15 protein-coding genes are annotated in these 17038 nt (G+C 70.0%); 2 read left to right on the top strand and 13 right to left on the bottom strand.

Features of this window, described 5'->3' with window-relative positions:
• Positions 1-41: 41 nt before the first annotated feature.
• From ACG00X_RS07540 to ACG00X_RS07595, 12 genes are all read right to left on the bottom strand, one after another.
• Positions 42-1388, bottom strand: coding sequence for a methyl-accepting chemotaxis protein (locus tag ACG00X_RS07540; RefSeq protein ID WP_394487459.1), 1347 nt, complete (start codon positions 1386-1388; stop codon positions 42-44).
• A gap of 46 nt (positions 1389-1434) precedes the next feature.
• Positions 1435-2148, bottom strand: coding sequence for an RNA polymerase sigma factor FliA (locus tag ACG00X_RS07545; protein ID WP_394487460.1), 714 nt, complete (start codon positions 2146-2148; stop codon positions 1435-1437).
• Positions 2149-2244: 96 nt separating this feature from the next.
• On the bottom strand, positions 2245-3024 hold the full coding sequence (locus ACG00X_RS07550; protein ID WP_394487461.1) for a flagellar biosynthesis protein: 780 nt from the start codon (positions 3022-3024) through the stop codon (positions 2245-2247).
• A 151-nt stretch (positions 3025-3175) separates the two neighbouring features.
• Positions 3176-4831, bottom strand: coding sequence for a flagellar biosynthesis GTPase FlhF (gene flhF / locus ACG00X_RS07555; protein WP_394487462.1), 1656 nt, complete (start codon positions 4829-4831; stop codon positions 3176-3178).
• A 73-nt stretch (positions 4832-4904) separates the two neighbouring features.
• Positions 4905-6995 carry a flagellar biosynthesis protein FlhA gene (flhA, locus tag ACG00X_RS07560; protein WP_394487463.1) on the bottom strand — a complete coding sequence of 697 codons (2091 nt, stop codon included), beginning with the start codon at positions 6993-6995 and terminating at the stop codon, positions 4905-4907.
• Positions 6996-7122: 127 nt separating this feature from the next.
• Positions 7123-8298, bottom strand: a complete 1176-nt coding sequence (gene flhB, locus ACG00X_RS07565) for a flagellar biosynthesis protein FlhB (RefSeq protein WP_394487464.1) — start codon at positions 8296-8298, stop codon at positions 7123-7125.
• 161 nt (positions 8299-8459) lie between these two features.
• On the bottom strand, positions 8460-9089 hold the full coding sequence (locus ACG00X_RS07570) for a protein phosphatase CheZ (protein WP_394487774.1): 630 nt from the start codon (positions 9087-9089) through the stop codon (positions 8460-8462).
• Positions 9090-9122: 33 nt separating this feature from the next.
• Complete coding sequence (gene cheY, locus ACG00X_RS07575) at positions 9123-9515, bottom strand: chemotaxis response regulator CheY (RefSeq protein WP_394487465.1); 393 nt, start codon at positions 9513-9515, stop codon at positions 9123-9125.
• Positions 9516-9568: 53 nt separating this feature from the next.
• Positions 9569-10564 (bottom strand): flagellar motor protein MotB, encoded by a 996-nt coding sequence (gene motB / locus ACG00X_RS07580; RefSeq protein WP_394487467.1) that lies wholly within the window; start codon positions 10562-10564, stop codon positions 9569-9571.
• A 127-nt stretch (positions 10565-10691) separates the two neighbouring features.
• The gene (motA, locus tag ACG00X_RS07585) at positions 10692-11549 is read right to left on the bottom strand and encodes a flagellar motor stator protein MotA (protein ID WP_394487468.1); all 858 of its coding nucleotides are present in this window, start codon (positions 11547-11549) and stop codon (positions 10692-10694) included.
• Between the two features lie 89 nt (positions 11550-11638).
• A complete protein-coding gene (locus ACG00X_RS07590) occupies positions 11639-12370 on the bottom strand; it encodes a class I SAM-dependent methyltransferase (RefSeq protein WP_394487469.1) in 732 nt (243 codons plus the stop codon).
• 23 nt (positions 12371-12393) lie between these two features.
• Positions 12394-13458 carry a glycosyltransferase gene (locus ACG00X_RS07595; RefSeq protein WP_394487471.1) on the bottom strand — a complete coding sequence of 355 codons (1065 nt, stop codon included), beginning with the start codon at positions 13456-13458 and terminating at the stop codon, positions 12394-12396.
• A 133-nt stretch (positions 13459-13591) separates the two neighbouring features.
• Between ACG00X_RS07595 and ACG00X_RS07600 the strand changes: the two genes are divergently transcribed.
• Both ACG00X_RS07600 and ACG00X_RS07605 read left to right on the top strand, forming a co-directional pair.
• Positions 13592-14233, top strand: coding sequence for a glycosyltransferase family 32 protein (locus ACG00X_RS07600; protein WP_394487472.1), 642 nt, complete (start codon positions 13592-13594; stop codon positions 14231-14233).
• Positions 14230-14901, top strand: coding sequence for a methyltransferase domain-containing protein (locus tag ACG00X_RS07605; RefSeq protein ID WP_394487473.1), 672 nt, complete (start codon positions 14230-14232; stop codon positions 14899-14901). The genes ACG00X_RS07600 and ACG00X_RS07605 overlap by 4 nt, the downstream gene beginning before the upstream one ends.
• A 21-nt stretch (positions 14902-14922) precedes the next feature.
• Here ACG00X_RS07605 and ACG00X_RS07610 read toward each other — a convergent pair whose 3' ends face one another.
• A complete protein-coding gene (locus ACG00X_RS07610) occupies positions 14923-17004 on the bottom strand; it encodes an O-linked N-acetylglucosamine transferase, SPINDLY family protein (RefSeq protein WP_394487474.1) in 2082 nt (693 codons plus the stop codon).
• Positions 17005-17038: the final 34 nt, after the last annotated feature.

Genomic DNA, 17038 nt, shown 5'->3' on the forward strand with positions numbered 1-17038 from the left:
AACGCCACCGGCGGGCCGAAGCGCCAGACCAGCGGGCGCGCTTAGAAGTTGAAGGCAAGGCGCAGGCCACCCCAATGGCGGCCATTCACGACGATGGGCGCGGCGGCCTCCTTCAGCAGCACGAAACGGCCGCCGCCCATGTCGCGGCGGTAGGTCTGCAGCAGGAAGGGGCGCTGGTTGCGCGCCGACGCCAGGCCGGTGCGGTCATTGAAGATACGGCGGTAGCGGCTGTTGGCCGTGTTCCAGACCGTGTCGCCCGGGCGCTGCGGCTGGCAGTACTTGCGGTTGTGCGTGGCGATGTAGCCGTTGCGATCGGCCGCGATGGCGAACACGATCTTGTCGCTGAAGCCCAGCATCTTCTCCTGCACCGCCGGAAACAGCCGGTCGGTCAGCGCGCAAAAGCGCGTCAGGTGCTGCGCGGGCAGCGTGCCCTCGATGGGGCGATAGTTCTCGTCGAACAGGTCCGCCTCGCTGATCTGGCCGTCACGCAGCGCGGCGGCCAGCAACTCGCCGATCTCGGCCGCAGCCGCCTGGGCCGCGCGGATGAAGGGCATGTCGTCGACCTCGACGCCGCTCTCGGCGATCTGCTCGACGAGTTCCTCGGACATGCGCAGGAAGCGGTCGCTGCCATCGAACGCCGCCTTCAGCCCATGAGTGGCCTGCAGCACCTCGCGCTCCAGCAGCTGGGCGCGCTCGTTGAGCAGCCCCATCTGCCGGCCACTCTCGGCGGCCGACGACGAGATGCGCTGCACATCGTCCTCGACTTCATGAAACGCCGCGTGGATCTGGCTGGGCTTGCCGGGCACCTCGATGAGCTCGACGCTGAAACGGTCGATGCGCTCCTGCAGGCTGGTCACGGCGCTGATGATGGCCTTGGACGAGGCCTCCACCTGGCCCGCGAGGTCCTTCACCGCCTCGGCCACGACAGCGAAGCCACGGCCGGCGTCACCGGCGTGCTTGGCCTCGACGGCGGCGTTGAACGCCACGAGGCGCGTCTGCAGGGAAATCCTCGTGATGTCGGCGGCCGCCTCGGAGACCTTGCCCAGCGTGGACGCAATGCCCACCACCTCGTTGCCGACGACGCCCAGTGCGCCGCGCGCCCTCTGCACGGCCGCAGAACTCTCGACCGTGGCCGCCGCGATAGCCGCCTGCGCCTGGCCGATGTCGCCCAGCTGCTGGGCCAGCGCCTGCATGGCCTGGCCCTGCGCCTGCACGACACGCTGCGTGTCCTCGAGCACGCCACGCACCTCGGCGGCATCGCGGCCCACGGTGGACAGCGAGCGCGACAGCCGCTTCACCACGTTCAGCGCCGCGTCATCGTCGTGACGCGTCGGCACCTCGCGGGCGTCCGATGGGGGCGAACCTGTGGCCTTGAACCATTTCACCATCGCGCTTGTCCCTCGTTCTTCTACGGCGGGACCGCACGCGAGGGCCTCACCAGTCGCGGAGCTTAACGCGCAACCTTGCGATCGACTGGCTGTGTAGCTGACAGACCCGGGACTCCGTGACCTTGAGCACGGCCGCGATCTCCTTGAGATTCATGTCGTGCTCGTAGTACATGCTCATCACGAACTGCTCACGCTCGGGCAGGTTCTTGATGGCGGCCACCAGTGCCTCGCGCATGCGGTGGTCCTGCAGCATCGCCACGGGGTTGCTGCTCTCGTCGGCCACGTGGCGGTCGAGATAGTCATCGTCGCCGTCGTCGCCGGACATGTCCTCCAGATACACGAGCTGAGTGCCCCGCACCTTGGAGAGCAGGTCTTGGTAGTCGGCCAGCGCCAGGCCCATCTCGGCGGCGATCTCGGCCTCGTTGGGCGCACGGCCCAGACGCTGCTCGACCTTGTGGACGGCTGCCTCGATCTCGCGCTGCTGGCGCCGCGTGCCGCGGCTCATCCAGTCGCCGCCCCGCAGTTCGTCGAGCATGGCGCCGCGGATGCGCTGCGTCGCGAAGGTCTCGAACTGAACGCCCTGCTCGGCATCGAAGCGTGACAGCGCGTCGGTCAGACCGATGAGGCCGACCTGGATGAGGTCGTCCACCTCCACATTGGCCGGCAGCTTGGCGATCATCTGGTGCGCCAGGCGTCGGACCAACGGGCTGTATTGCTTGATCAGCGTGTTGTTGTCGAGTCTGCCTTTGGGCGTGTACATGGTCAGCTCCGCACGGCCGCCCGAAGGGGCTGAAGCGCCCCCTCGGGGGGCAATGAACGCAGAGTACGTGGGGGCATCTGTCATCTCCGGCGGGAGTCAGTGCGCTGCAACAAACGGGCGGGCCACGGCACGTGCCGGGCGCAACGGTGTCACGTCGGACGCGGCATCTAGCGCGGCGCCGGGCGGCGCGGCGAGCAACAGCTCGCGGGCAAGGTGGCGCAGCTCCGGGCTGAGCGGCATGTGCTGCGAGTTGCGCGGGTCCAGGCAGGCCCAGTCGCGCAACACCGCGCCGAGGAAGCCGTCGGCGCAGGAGTGGAGCTGTTGCGCGATGCGGGTGGCCACGCGCAACTGTGGGTGGCAGGCCATCAACAGACTGTAGACCATCAGGCCCGCGCGCTGTGTGAGCCATTTCATGCCGGCGTAGGCCTCGGTGACGCTGGCCGGCTCGGCATCGGCCAGCAGCAGCGGGCGCACCTCGCGCTGCGCGACGACGCGCGCCAGCTCGGCGGCAGGCGCGTGCAGCAGGATGACGTCGGCCTCGGGCGCGGCGGCGGCCAGCGCATCCAGGAAGGCGGCGGCCGAGCCGTTGGCGTTGATGTGGCGCAGCGGCAGGCCGCGTGCCGCCAGGTAGGACACGCGCGGCGACAGGCGCTCGATGCAGTTGGACAGGTCCACATGCGCCAGCTCCGACGGCGCTGGCGACAGCTCGCCCGCGTCGACGACCAGCGTCTGCAGGTTGAGTTCGGCAAACGCCGCGCACAGGCCTTCGAGCAGCACGCCGGCACCCATCACGCGCGGGTTGCTGACGACAGGCACGAAGCGCGTCTTGGATGCCGCGAACAGGCGGCGCAGGCCGTGGGCTTGGTCTTGCATCATGTTTGCCCCTCGTCCAAGGAGTACCTTGACCGGTCCCCCGAGGGGACGGCGATGCTTGCGGCATCGAGCCGCAAGCACATCGCCAAGGCGGGCCGGCTTGGGAGCGACCCGGCGCTCGGCCCGCTCAACGAATTGCGTGTTGTCGTCGACATCAGTGGATCGCCCTCAGGCCCGCATCGGCCAGCGGAGCGCCGGCGAAAATCAGGTTGATGTCGGTGTTGTCCATGCGCCAGGCGCCCGCGGCGGGGCTCTTCAGCGCGCGATGCACCAGTGCCGTACCGGACAGGCGATGCCAGTCTTCCGGCACGCGCTGACCGTTGGCCACGCCCAGCACCTTGAGCCGGTGGCGGATCAGCGTGTCCAGGGCCGGCGCGAGCTTGACGGCTTCGTCGATCTTGCTGAGCACCACGCCCTCGCAGGCCGCGCCCTTCCACGCGTTGACGACGTCCTCGATGGTCTCGCCCTGCTGGGCGGCATTGATGACGAGCAGCTTCTTGATGCGGGGGTGAGCCAGCATCTCCAGCAGCTCCTGCGTGCGGCTGTCGCGCTGCGCCATGCCGGCGGTGTCGATCAGCACGAGCTTCTTGCTGGACAGCAGGTCCAGCAGGTCGTCCAGCGACGCGCGGTCGTGCGCGGTGTGGACCGGCACGCCGAGGATGCGGCCGTAGGCGCGCAGTTGCTCATGGGCGCCGATGCGGTAGGCGTCCAGCGTGATCAGGCCCAGCTGGCCGGCGCCGTACTTGGTGGCGAAGTGGGCGGCGAGCTTGGCAGTGGTGGTGGTCTTGCCGACGCCGGTGGAGCCGATCAGCGCGAACACGCCGCCGCGGTCCTCGATGGCCGGGGCGCCTTCGTCGGTCTGCAGGTTGCGCGACAGCACATGGGCCGCCCAGGCGGTCTCGTCGGCCGGGTCGGTGGGCGAACCGGCCTTGAAGTCGGACGGGCAGCTCTCGGCCAGCTTGCGCACCAGTGCGGGCGAGAAGCCCAGCTCCAGCAGCTTCTGCGTCAGGCGGGCCTGCACGGGCTGGCGCTGCAGCTTTTCCATGAAGGCCAGCGACGAGAAGCGCTCCTCGATGAGGCCGCGCATCTGACGCAGCTCGGCCGCCATGTCCATCTGGCTGCGCTGCACCTGCGTGGGCTGACCCGGCAGCGGCTGTGGCTCGGTGGTGCCGATGTCGCCCAGGTGCGGCACCTGGCGCGCCGGCGCAGCGGCCGTGGGGATGCGGATTTCGTCGCGCAGCACCGGCGGCATCGTCCGGGCGGGCGCCTGGGCGGCCGCAGGCGCGGCGGCGCGGCGGGGCGCCATCGCGGCGATGGCCTCGGCCGCGCGGCGCTCGCGCTGGGCGCGTGCGGCATCCAGCGACACGGCCGACGGCTCGCGAGGCTGCTGCGGTTGTGGCGGGGCCGCGCGAGCGGCAACCGGGTCGGGCTGGCCCGTCATCTCGGCCTGGCGGCGGCGCAGCACGCGCTCGCGCACATAGTCCTGGAAGCTCAGCGTGCTCATCGCCAGCTGCTCCACGTCGCCCTGCACTTCCGGCGCGCCGAAGCTCGGCTCGCGGCGCACGCGCTCGGCGAACGGGGCGCGGCCCTGCGGCTGCGCGGGCGCCTGCACCGGCGCGCGGGCCACGGTGCGCGGCGCGCTGGCGGCCATCTGCTCGATCTGGCCCATGCCTTCCGGCGCCATGGCCAGCACTTCCACGCCTTCGGGCACGTTCTTGTTGGACAGCACCACGGCGTCGGGACCAAAGGCCTGCTTGACGAGCGCGAGGGCCTCACGCGAGGTGCGGGCGGTGAATTTGCGGACGTTCATGGGGCCTCCTGCCGAGCCGCCTCGAACGAGGCCAGCGCCCGCTGAGGGCGGCTCGCGTTAATGCGCGTGGGGGTCATGCCGCACCTCCGATGATGGAGCCGATGCGGATGGTGTGGGTCTCGGGGATCTCGCTGTGGCCCAGCACCTTCAGGCGCGGCGCGGCGCGCTTGAGCAGCCGTGCCATGGGCGCGCGGATCAGGTCGGGCACCAGCAGCGCGGCCGGCACGCCGCGGTCTTCCTGCTTCTGCGCCGTCTCGGCGGCACTGCGGGCCAGCGTGTCGGCCACGCCGGGGTCCAGCGCGGCGCCATGGGGCGAATTCAGGGCCTGGGTGACGAGGCGCTCCAGCTCGGGCTCCAGCGCGATGACGTCCAGCTCCTTCACGCTGCCGTAGATCTGCTGCACGATGGCCGGCGCGATGTGGGTGCGGATGCGGCGCGACAGCTCCTGCGGGTCGGTCACGGCGGCGGCGTTCTCGGCCAGGCACTCCACGATGGAGCGCATGTCGCGCACATGCACGCCCTCTTCCAGCAGCAGTTGGAGGACGCGTTGCAGGGTGGCGATGCTGACCATTTTGGGAATCACGTCTTCGATGAGTTGAGGCGCCTGCTTGGTCAGGTGTTCCACCAGGGCCTGGGTCTCCACGCGGCCCAACAACTTGGCCGCGTGCACTTGCATCAAGTGTGAAAGGTGGGTGGCCACGACGGTCGAGCAATCAACGACCGTAAACCCGCTCATTTGGGCCATCTCCTTTTGCCGTTCCTCGATCCACACCGCCGGCAGGCCGAAGGCGGGGTCGGTGGTTTGCGTGCCGAGCAGCTTCTGCGTCGCGTGGCCGGGGTTGATGGCCAGCCACATGCCCGGGTAGGCCTCGGCCTCGCCGACGACGGCGCCACGCAGCGAGATGCGGTATTGGCTGGGCCGCAGCTCCAGGTTGTCGCGGATGTGTACCGGCGGCGGCAGGAAGCCCACCTCCTGCGCGAACTTGCGGCGCACGCCCTTGATGCGGCTCAGCAGGTCGCCCTCGCGGCTCTTGTCGACCAGCGTGATGAGCCGGTAGCCCACTTCCAGGCCCAGCGTGTCCACCGGCACCAGGTCTTCCCAGGTCGCTTCGCCCGACCCTTCGGCGGCCGGCGCGGCGGGCCTGATGGCCTCAGCCACCGCCGCCGCCTGCTCCTTGGTGCGCAGCCACCAGGCCAGGTAGCCCAGGCCGGCCGCGATCAGCAGGAAGACGACGTGCGGCATGCCCGGGATCAGCCCCAGCGCCCCGATGACGCCGGCGGTGATGGCAATGCTCTTGGCCGAGCCGAACACCTGCTTGCCGATCTGGCTGCCGATGTCCTTGTCCGTGCCCACGCGCGACACCACCATCGCTGCCGCCACCGAGATCAGCAGCGCCGGGATCTGCGCCACCAGCGCGTCGCCCACGGCCAGCAGGATGTAGCTGTTGGCGGCCTGCGCGGCCGACAGGCCGTGCTGCGCCACGCCGATGATGAAGCCGCCGACGATGTTGATGACCAGGATCAGCATGCCCGCCACGGCGTCGCCGCGCACGAACTTGCTGGCACCGTCCATGGAGCCGAAGAAGTCTGCCTCGTCGCCCAGCTCGGCGCGGCGGCGCTTGGCCTCGGCTTCGTTGATGAGGCCGGCGTTCAGGTCGGCGTCCACGGCCATCTGCTTGCCGGGCATCGCGTCCAGCGTGAAGCGCGCACCAACTTCCGCGATGCGCTCCGCGCCCTTGGTGACCACGATGAAGTTGATGACCACCAGGATGGCGAACACGATCAGACCGACGGCGAAGTTGCCGCCGATCAGGAAGTGACCAAAGGCCTCGATGACCTTGCCGGCCGCGCCGGTGCCGGTGTGCCCTTCCAGCAGCACGACGCGTGTGGAGGCCACGTTCAGCGACAGGCGCATCAAGGTGGTCAGCAGCAGCACGGTCGGGAAGGCCGCGAAGTCCAGCGGCCGGATCATGTTGGCCGCCACCATCGTCACCATCACCGCCATCGCGATGTTGAAGGTGAACAGCAGGTCCAGCGCGAACGGCGGCAGCGGCAGCACCATCATCGACAGCACCAGCAGCACGGCGGTCGGCGCCCCCAGCGCGGCAATGACGCCGGCGCGTGGGCCGAGCAGGGCTTGGAGTTTGCTGGTGAGGGCGTTCATGCGGAGATCGGGCAAGGCGAGGCCGGGGTCTGCCGCATTCTTCGCGGCCGGCCGCCAAACTTGAGGCGAATTAGCGGGGGGAATCCCCGCCTGTTCTCAGCTCACCTGGCCCGATCTTTCGCCCAGGCTATTCCGCAAAATCTTCGTCGGGCTCGGGCTGCCAGCCCGGCTTGTTGTGCGGGTCCAGCTCCGGCGGCACATGCGGCCGCGGCATGTCGGGGCGGGCCACATGGCGCGAGGCCAGCGCGGCGCGCAGCTGGTACACATAGGCCAGCACCTGAGCCACGGCGCTGAACAGCGCAGCGGGGATCTCGTGGTCCACCTTGGCATGCGCATACAGCGCCCGCGCCAGCACCGGCTGCTGCAGCACCGGCACCTTGCTGTCCTTGGCCAGGTCGCGGATCTTCATGGCCAGCAGGTCGGCACCCTTGGCCACCACCTTGGGCGCGGCCATCTTGCCTTCCTCGTACTTCAGCGCCACCGCGTAGTGGGTCGGGTTCATGACGACGAGGTCGGCCTGCGGCACGGCGGCCAGCATGCGGCGCTTGGCCATCTCGCGCATCTTGGCGCGAATCCTGGCCTTGACCTCGAGGTTGCCCTCCATCTCCTTCATTTCCTGCTTGACCTCTTCGCGGCTCATGCGCATGCGCCGCAGCCACAGCTGGCGCTGCAGCGGCACATCGATGGCGGCGAACACGGCCAGCGCGACACCCAGCAGCACCAGCCCGCCCATGAGCTGCTCGCCGGCATAGGCCAGCGCCGACGGCAGCGGCACCGACATGATGCTCACATAGGCCGACAGCCGGTTCTTCAGCACCATCACCCCGATGGCGCCCAGCACGAGGGCCAACAGCACCGCCTTCAGTGCCGTTCCCAAGCCCTGGCCCGAGAACAGGCGCTTGATACCCGGCAAGGGGTTCAGGTGCGTGAACTTCGGCGCCAGCGGCTTCATCGTCCAGTTCCAGCCGCCGCTGGCGATGTTGCTCGCGATGGCGGCCAGGATCAGCAGCGCCGCGATGGGCCCCATGACGGCGGCGAAGGCCAGCGTCATCTCGGCGATGCGCTCCCCCATGAAGCCGGGCCGCGCCAGCAAGCTGGCGTCGAAGTGCAGACCGCTCACGAGCATCTCGCGCAGCCGCTCCACGATGCGCGGGCCGCCCACCGCCAGCACCACACCACCGGCGGCCATCATCGCGAAGTGCGGCAGATCGCGCGAGCGCGGCAACTGCCCCTCGGCCCGAGATCGCTCGATCTTCTTGGGCGAGGCAGGTAGGTTGCGGTCTTGTGCGTCTTGATCGGCCATGGCGTGGGTGGCCTCTGGCGAGGCACTGGCCGCATTGTTCGCGGCCGCCCCGCCGCCCGGGGCGAGAAAAGCGGCGCGCCAAGCCCGCTATTCAGCAGCCTGCGGCTCGCTGAAAAGCAAAAGGCCGGCGCAAGGCCGGCCTGGTGCGAGGCAACGAGAGATCAGAAGCCGAGGCTGGCGAGCAGGTCGTCGACCTCGCCCTGGTTCGTGACGACGTCAGTGCGGCCTTCGGCGTTGACGACCGGGCCCTGCAGGATGGTCGGGTCGACCTTCTCGCGCTGCTCGGGCGGCACCACCTGCACCAGCAGCTTCACGAGGCTATCTTCCAGGTCGTTGGCGAGATTCACGACCTTGGCGACCACCTGGCCCGTGAGGTCGTGGAAGTCCTGCGCCAGCATGATGTCGGTCAGGTGGTTGTCGATGCTCTGCGTGCGCGTCTCGACGTCCTTGACGAAATTCATGACCATGCCGCTGGCCACGGCACGGACCGGGTCGGCCACGATGGCGGCGGCCAGATCCTTGGTGGCCTGGCTGATGCCGGCGTGCTCGGCCTTGGCCTGATCAACGGAGTTCAGCACCTTCTCGGCCGCAGCGGCCGTCTTGCTGGCGATGTAGCTCAGGCGGCTGCGCGCATCGGGCAGGCCGTCGGTGGCCACCTGCAGCTTGGGCATGACGCCCAGGCGCTGCATGGTGTCATGCAGTGTCCGCGTGATCGTGCCGAGCTGCTGGAACACCTCGGGCGAAACGAGCAGCGGCTCCTGGGCCTTGCCCAATTGGTCCAGTTGGTCCATCGACATGGCAGTCCCCTCGTTGTTGTTCGTTCGTCAGGCCGCTGCAGCCAGCTTCTGCATGATCTTGAGGACCTTCTCCTCCAGCGTGGCCTTCGTGAACGGCTTGACGATGTAGCCGGCTGCGCCCGACTGGGCGGCCAGCACGATGTCTTCCTTGCGGGCCTCGGCGGTCACCATCAGCACCGGCAGGTGCTTCAGGTTGGCGTCTTCCTTGATGGCCTTCAGCAGCTCGAAGCCCGTCATGTTGGGCATGTTGATGTCGCTGACGACGAAGTCGAACTTGGCGCCACGCAGCATGTTCAGCGCTTCGACGCCGTCCTCGGCCTCTTCGCAGTTGTTGTAGCCAATCTCCTTGAGCAGGCCGCGCACGATGCGGCGCATGGTGGAGAAGTCATCAACGACCAGGAATTTCATGTCAGCGCTCATGGCGATCCTCTCTCAGGGGGCGGGATTTCAGGGGGCAGCCCGCAGTCTAGTTTCTAGTGGGCAGGCGCCGCTGACCGAGTTTGCGGCATTTTGCCGGTCCCCGGCACTTGCGTGGCATCCGGCGGCGCGCTAGGGGCGCCGCCGCCGTCTGCAGCGGCCGGCGCCTCGGGTTCGTCGACGACGTTCTTCAGCACCGCATCCTCCGCATCGCGGTTCATGACGATGATGCTGATGCGCCGGTTGAGGGCACCGTTGGGGTCTTTCGCATCGAGCAGCTTGCTGGCCGCCAGGCCCTGCACGCGCAGCATGCGGGTCTCGGCCAGGCCGCCGGCCACCAGCTCGCGGCGGGACGCGTTGGCCCGGTCGGCCGACAGTTCCCAGTTGCTGTAGCCGCGCTCGCCCGCCGGGAAGGGCTGGGCGTCGGTGTGGCCTTCCACCGTGAGCCGGTTGGGCACCTCGGTGAGCACGCTGCCAAGCTCCTGCAGCAGCTCGCGCATATAGGGTTTCACGACGGCGCTGCCGCTGTCGAACATGGGCCGGTTGCCCTCGTCGACGATCTGGATGCGCAGGCCTTCCCTGGTCATGCCCAGGCGGATCTGGCCGCCGAGGGCGGCGAGCTTGGGGTTCTCGGCCAGCACCGACTCGACCTTGGTCTTGAGCTGCTCCAGCCGCGCCCGCTCCGCCTTGCGCTGCTCCTCCTTCAAGGCGCGCAGCGTGTAGCTGGACTTCTTGGCCTCGCTCTGGCCTTCCTTGACCTGGCCGGTCTCGCGCGTGAGGTCTTTGCCGCCACCGCGCACGACGCTGGACGAATCGCCCGAGCCGGAGCCACCGAGCATCGCCACCTTCAGCGGCGACTGGAAGAAGTCGGCGATGCCCTTCTTGTCGCCCTCGGTCGTGGAGCCGAGCAGCCACATCAGCAGGAAGAAGGCCATCATGGCCGTGACGAAGTCCGCATACGCGATCTTCCACGCGCCGCCATGCGCCGCATGGCCGCCCTTCTTCACCTTCTTGATGATGATGGGCTGCAACTTTTTCGCATCGCCGGCCATCAAACTCCCCCGGACTTCGCGGCGCGCGCAGCGCCGCCGACATCAAGCAGCAGCCTTGGAACTGGCTTTGCCAGGCCACTGGGTGCGCCCCCCTGGGGGGGAGCGCCGAAGGCGCTTCGGGGGGGGGTCATTTCTTCTTGACGTGGCCTTCGAGTTCGCTGAATGACGGGCGGTCGCCCGAGAACAGCACCTTGCGGCCGAACTCGATGGCCACCTGCGGCGCATAGCCCTGCATGCTGGCCAGCAACGTGGTCTTGATGCATTGGAACTCCTTGCCGCCGTCCTCGACCTTCTGCTCGAGCAGGCCGGCCAGCGGCTCGGCGAAGCCGTAGGCCAGCAGGATGCCCAGGAAGGTGCCCACCAGCGCCGAGCCGATCATGCCGCCCAGCACGGCCGGCGGCTGGCCGACCGAGCCCATCGTGTTCACGACCCCCAGCACGGCCGCCACGATGCCGAAGGCCGGCAGGCCGCCCGCCAGGCGCTGCAGCGCCGCCACGGCGGCGTGTTCTTCCTGGTGGTGAGTCTCGATCTCGCTGTCCATCAGCGACTCGATCTCGTGCGCGTTCAGGTTGCCCGACACCATCATGCGCAGGTAGTCGGTGATGAACTCGGTGACATGGTGGTCGTTGCCCACGACCGGGTACTTCTGGAACAGCGGCGAGCTGTGCGGGTCCTCGACGTCCTTCTCGATGGACATCAGCCCTTCCTTGCGCGCCTTCTGCAGGATGTCGTACATGAGCGCCAGCAGTTCCATGTAGCGAGCCTTGCTGTACTTGCTGCCCTTGAAGCACAGGCCCAGCCCGGCGGCCGTGGCCTTGACGACCTTCATCTGGTTGTTGGCCAGGAAGGCGCCGATGGCGGCGCCGAAGATGGTGATCATCTCGAAGGGCAAGGCGTGCAGGATGACGCCGATGTTCCCGCCGTGGGCGATGAACACGCCGAAGATGCAGGCCATGGAGACGGCCCAGCCGATGATGACAAACATGCGGTGTGGGGTTGAGGGTGTTCAGACCATATCGGCCCGATGCCGGGGGGCTTGAGAAAGTATGCCCCGCTGCCGGCCGCTGGAACGCATCAAATGACCGGGATTGACGCAGCTTTCCGCGCCGGGCGGTAAAGCCACACGATCTGGCCGCTCGGCAGTTGCCAGCTCGCCGCTGCCGCAACGCCGGGCACGGCGAAGTCCAGGCTCACGAGCCAGGCGCCGGGCGTCAGCTCCGCGCAGGCCTTGGCCCACACGCGCGGCATGGATTCCGGGCGCTGGAATACATAGACCAGCGCGAACGGCGCCCAGTCGTCGGCCCACAGGTCGCCGCGCCGCACCGCCGTCCCGCGCGCACGCCAGCGGGCCAGCCACACCAGCGGGCGGCTCCACTCCACACCCTCCACGCGCGCATCGGGATAGGCGCGCAGCAACTCGCGCAACCCGTCGCCGGCGCCGCAGCCCGCGTCCAGCACGCGCGCGCCGGCCAGCAGCGGCGCGTGGCCTGGCAACGGCGCGAGCGCGCCACGCGGTGTCGGGAACAGCGGCGCATCGCCCCAGCTGCGCCGCGGATACAGCCACCACAGCAGCGCCAGCGGCGCGAGCCACAGCAGCGAGGTCGCCCCGCCCTGCCAGCCCAGCGCCAGCACCGACGCCGGGAAGCCCAGCGCCACGATGAGCCGCCGCCAGCGCTGCGGCTGCCGCCAGGCCAGTAGCGCGCCCAGCGCGGCCGCCACGCCCAGCGCCGGCCCGGGCGAGAGCCCCGCCGCCAGCGCGGCTGCATAGGCCAGCCACGCGGCCAGCCAGGCCAGCAGCGCCGGCATCGGCCAGGCAGCGGCCAGCCGCCTCAGCACGGCCAGGGGTGGGCGGCGCGCAGCGCGGCCGCCTCGTCGGCGCGACCGGTGCCGTCGAGCACCACCGCCAGGTTGTGCGCCGCCAGAAAGCTGCCGCGCCCGGCCACCGCGCCCGGCTGCTCGGCGCGTTCGCCCAGCGCCAGGCATTGCCGCCAGGCGGCCTCGGCCATCGGCAGCGCTTCGCCGGCCTGGGCGGGTTGCGAGGCCGCCAGGTCCAGCAGCACGTCGCCGATGGTGAAGAAGAAGTCGGGCGATTCGGCCCCCGCCACCATCTGGGCCTGCGCGAAATCCATCGCGTCGGCATGCCGGCCCAGGCACTTCAGTGCGTACAGGCGGCGCGCCACCAGGTCCAGCCACCATGGCGCCACGGCCGCGGCGGGCCATGCGGCGGCCTGCGAGAAAGCGTCCTCCGCCGCCTGGTGCTCGTCGTAGACGGCGCAGTCCTTGCCCAGCTGATACCAGAGGTAGGCGTCGCCCGGCGCGTCGGCCAGCGCGCGGGCCAGCAGCCGGCGGTTGCGGCCGCGCTTGTCGGCCAGCCGGTCGGCGACATAGCCGTCGTGCCCCACCACCAGTGCCAGCCGCTGCACGGGCAGCGCGTGCTGCGGCTGCTCGTGCACCCGGCCGGCGTAGCGCACCGTGCCAGGCAGCACGCGGCTGAGCCAGGCGGTGGCCTGCGCCTGCTGCCCGGGCGACTGATCGAAGCGGTCGCGCAGCTGCAGGGCGCCGACGAACTGCGGCGGCGCCTGGCGCAGCGCCTGCAGTGCCTCGCCGCCGGAGATCAGCCACTCGTCGGCATCCAGCACGAGATGCCAGTCCGCGTCAGCCAGCGCCAGCGCGCGATTGCGCGCCGCCGCGAAGTCGTCGCACCAGGCGAAGGCCTCCACCCGCGCCCCATGGGACCGCGCCACCTGCACCGTCTCGTCCACCGAACCGGTGTCCAGCACCAGCATGTCGTCCACCCAGGGCCGCACGCTGTCCAGCAGCCGGCCAATGCGCGGCGCCTCGTCTCGCGCAATCACGACAAGGGCCAGGCGGCGCGAGGGGGCGGCGGCGGTCATGCCACGATTGTGCGGTTGCGCCGGCCGGTGGGCGTCGCCGATTCAGGGCCGGATTTCCCCCGCTCCAACGCGGTTCACCGCCACGAGCGCCACCCTAGAGTGACAACCTCAGCAACGTCCGCGAGGCCTGTCCATGATCCCCCGCACCCTGCATGTGATCTGGGTCGGCGACGAATCCAAACGCCCCGACAACTGCATCGCCACCTGGCGCCAGCACAACCCCGACTGGACCGTGCGCGTCTGGGGCAATGACGAGCTCGCCAACTACGGCTGGGTGAACGCCGCCCACATGCGCGAGATGTCCAAGCGCGAACTCAACGGCGTGGCCGACCTGATGCGCTGGGAGATCCTCTACCACGAGGGCGGCTTCGTCGTGGATGCCGACAGCATCTGCAAGCGGCCGCTGGCGCCCTGGCTGTTCGAGGGCGAGGCCTGCGCCTGCTGGGAAAACGAGCTGGTCCGCCCCGGCCTCATCGCGGCGGGCTACGTGGCCTCCAAACCCGAGAACCCCTTCTTCGGCCAGATCATCCTGGACCTGCAGAAAGAGCCCACGGTCGTCGACCGCATGGCCTGGCAGAGCGTCGGCCCGCTGCTGCTGACGGAGCAGGTGCGCATGCAGCGCTACGCGGGCCTGACCGTCTGGCCCAGCCATTTCTTCATCCCCCGCCACTTCACGGGCCAGGCCTACACCGGCGGCGGCCCCGTGTTCGCGGCCCAGGAATGGGGCAGCACGCTGGGCAAGTACGACGAGCTGCACAAGAGGAAAGTCGCATGAGCGCGGTACTCGCCACGGAGCGCAAGACCATGGACGACCTGCCCGTCTCTCCGCTTGAATTCGCGCACCAGAAATACTTCGTGCAGAAGGTCAAGGTCGGCGAGGACTTCATCGGCGTGCCGCGCCTGGACGCCTTCGTCGCGCTGTGCGCCGACAAACGCGTGCTGCACGTCGGCTGCGTGGACTGGCCCATCACCGACCTGAAGCGCTCGCTGCACCTGCAGCTGGACGCGCACTGCACGCTCGACGGCTTCGACATCCACGGCGAAGCCTTCGAGCTGATGCGCCCGCACCTCAAGGGCCAGCTCTACAGCGACTGGGCCGACGTGACGGGCCGCTACGACACCGTGCTGGTACCGGAAGTCATGGAGCACGTGCCCGATGTGCAGGGCTTCCTGCGGCAGCTCGATGCCTTGGGCGCCGACCAGTACCTGCTCACGGTGCCCGACGCCTATTCCTGCTTTCGCCGCCACTTCGACTACAACAGCGGCGCCCAGACCTTCGTCGAGGTCGTCCACCCCGACCACAACTGCTGGTACACGCCTTTCACGCTGGCCAACGTGATCCGCAAGTACACGCCGTGGCAACTGGACGGCATGTTCTTCTTCAACGGCATGTCGCTGCTGGGCGCCTGCAGCCGGCCCGCCTCGAGCGAGACGGGCGCATAAGCGCGGCGGCCGAGCAAGCGGTCAACGCGGCTCGGCAGGCACGACCAGGTCGCGCGGCGCCTCACCCGCCTGCGCGCGGCGCAGCGCCTCGACGTAGGCCGCCTCCAGATGCCGCGTGAAGCGCGGCGTGTCGAACAGCGGCGACGCGTCACGGCCGGCCAGCCGCTGCTGGACGGCCGCCAGCGCGCCCGGCTCGCGAGCCAGGCGGATGGCGGTCGCCACATAGGCCACGCGGTCTGCGGCCACCAGGTCCGGCAGGCCCACGGCCTGCAGCAGGCTGGCCGCCACGCGCGCGGCGAACGAGCGGCCGGCTTGTGTCAGCACCGGCACCCCCATCCACAGCGCATCGCTGGCCGTCGTGCCGGCGTTGTAGGGCAAGGTGTCGAGGAACAAGTCCGCCGCTGCAAGGTGGGCCAGGTAGGCCTCGCGCGGCATGCGGCGCGCGAACACCAGGCGCTGCGGGTCCAGCCCGGCCGCCAGCGCCTGGCGGCGCAGGTTGGCGGCGGCCTCGTCGTCCTCCTCGATCAACCACAGCACGCTGCCCGGCACGGCCGCCAGGATGTCCACCCAGGCCGCGAACTGCGCCGGCGCGATCTTGCAGGGGTTGTTGAAGCAGCCGTAGACGAAGCCCTGCGCCGGCAGCCCGGCCGCCGCACGCGACAGCGCAGCCGGCCGTGGGCGGCGCCGGTCGTTGGCCTGGTAGCTCGGCAGCAGCACGAGCCGCTCGTCATAGGCGTCGCGCACCTCGGGCGGCACCAGCGTCGCGTCGGCCAACAGATAGTCATAGGCCGGCGACCCGGCCGTGCCCAGCGTGCCCAGGTACTGCATCTGCACCGGCGCCGCACGCGCGGCGAAGATGCCGCAGCGGGCGCCGTCGGTGAGGCCGGTCAGGTCCACCGCCACGTCGACGCCCAGGCTGCGGGCCAGCTCGGCGATCTCCACGTCGGACAGCGACTCCACATCCACGAAGCGATCAAAGGCCCCGCGCAGCCGCTGCTGCATCGGGTCGTCGACGGCGGCGCCGTAGTTCAGCGCGATGACCTCGAAGCGCGCGCGGTCGTGCAGCTCGATCACCTCGGCCATCAGGAAGGACACTGGGTGCTCGCGGAAGTCCCGTGACACATAGGCCACCCGCACGCGCGGCCCCGGTGTGGGGCACGGCGCGGCCCCGGCGCGCGGCGGGAACGCCTGCGCCGCCCAGATGCGGGCGGCCTGCTGCTGCGCCACCGGGTCGTCCAGCACGGCCTGCAAGGCCAGCGGCTGGATGACGCGCCGGCCCTGGCCGACGGCCTCGCGCAGGGCGGCCACGCGGGCATCGAACTGCTCCCAGCGGTGCAGGTGCATCGCCGCATACAGGCGCAGCCCCGGCAGCCAGTCGCTTGCGGGCTGCAGCGCGGCGGCGCGGTCCAGGTCGGCCAGCGCCGCAGGGAACTGGCGCGCCAGCAGGCGCAGGTTGCCGCGGTTGTTCAGCGCTTCGGCCAGGTCGGGCTGCAGCGCCAGCGCGCGGTCGTAGGCCTGCAAGGCCTCGGTGCCCCGGTGCAGCTGGCGCAGCGCGATGCCGCGCAGGTTCAGCGCCTCGGCGGTCTCGGGTACGGTGTCCAGCTCGGCCAGCGCGCGGGCCCATTGGCCCTGCTTCAGCCGCACGCGGGCGCGCTCGATGCGATAGGCCGGCACCTCGGGGGCGGCCTGAACGGCGCGGTCCAGCGCTGCCAGCGCGGCGTCCAGCTCGCCGCGACCGATGTGCGCCAGGGCCAGCGCGTGGTGGGCGGCCGCATGGCCGGGCTGCAACGCCACGGCGCGCTGGTAGGCCTGGCTGGCCTCGGCCGGCCGGCCCAGTTCGGTGAGCGCCACGCCCCAGTTGTAGAACGGCGCGGCTGCCGCCGGCGGCAGCTGGCAGCGCGTGGCGTAGCAGCGCTCGGCACGCGCCCACTGGCCGGCGCCCGCCAGCAGGTTGCCCAGCCGCAGCCAGGCCTCGGGCTCACGCGGGAAACGGCTGACGGCCTGCGTCAGCAACTGCGCCGCCTCGCTCGCCTGACCGGCTGCCTGCAGCGCGGCAGCCCGCTGCACGAGGGCCGCGCTGGCGCCGGGTCGTGCGGGCTTCATGCGGCGGGCCTGTGGTGTGGGTCAGGCGCCGGGC

Source organism: Pelomonas nitida, assembly GCF_043555975.1.
GTDB classification, from domain to species: Bacteria; Pseudomonadota; Gammaproteobacteria; order Burkholderiales; family Burkholderiaceae_C; genus Pelomonas; species Pelomonas nitida.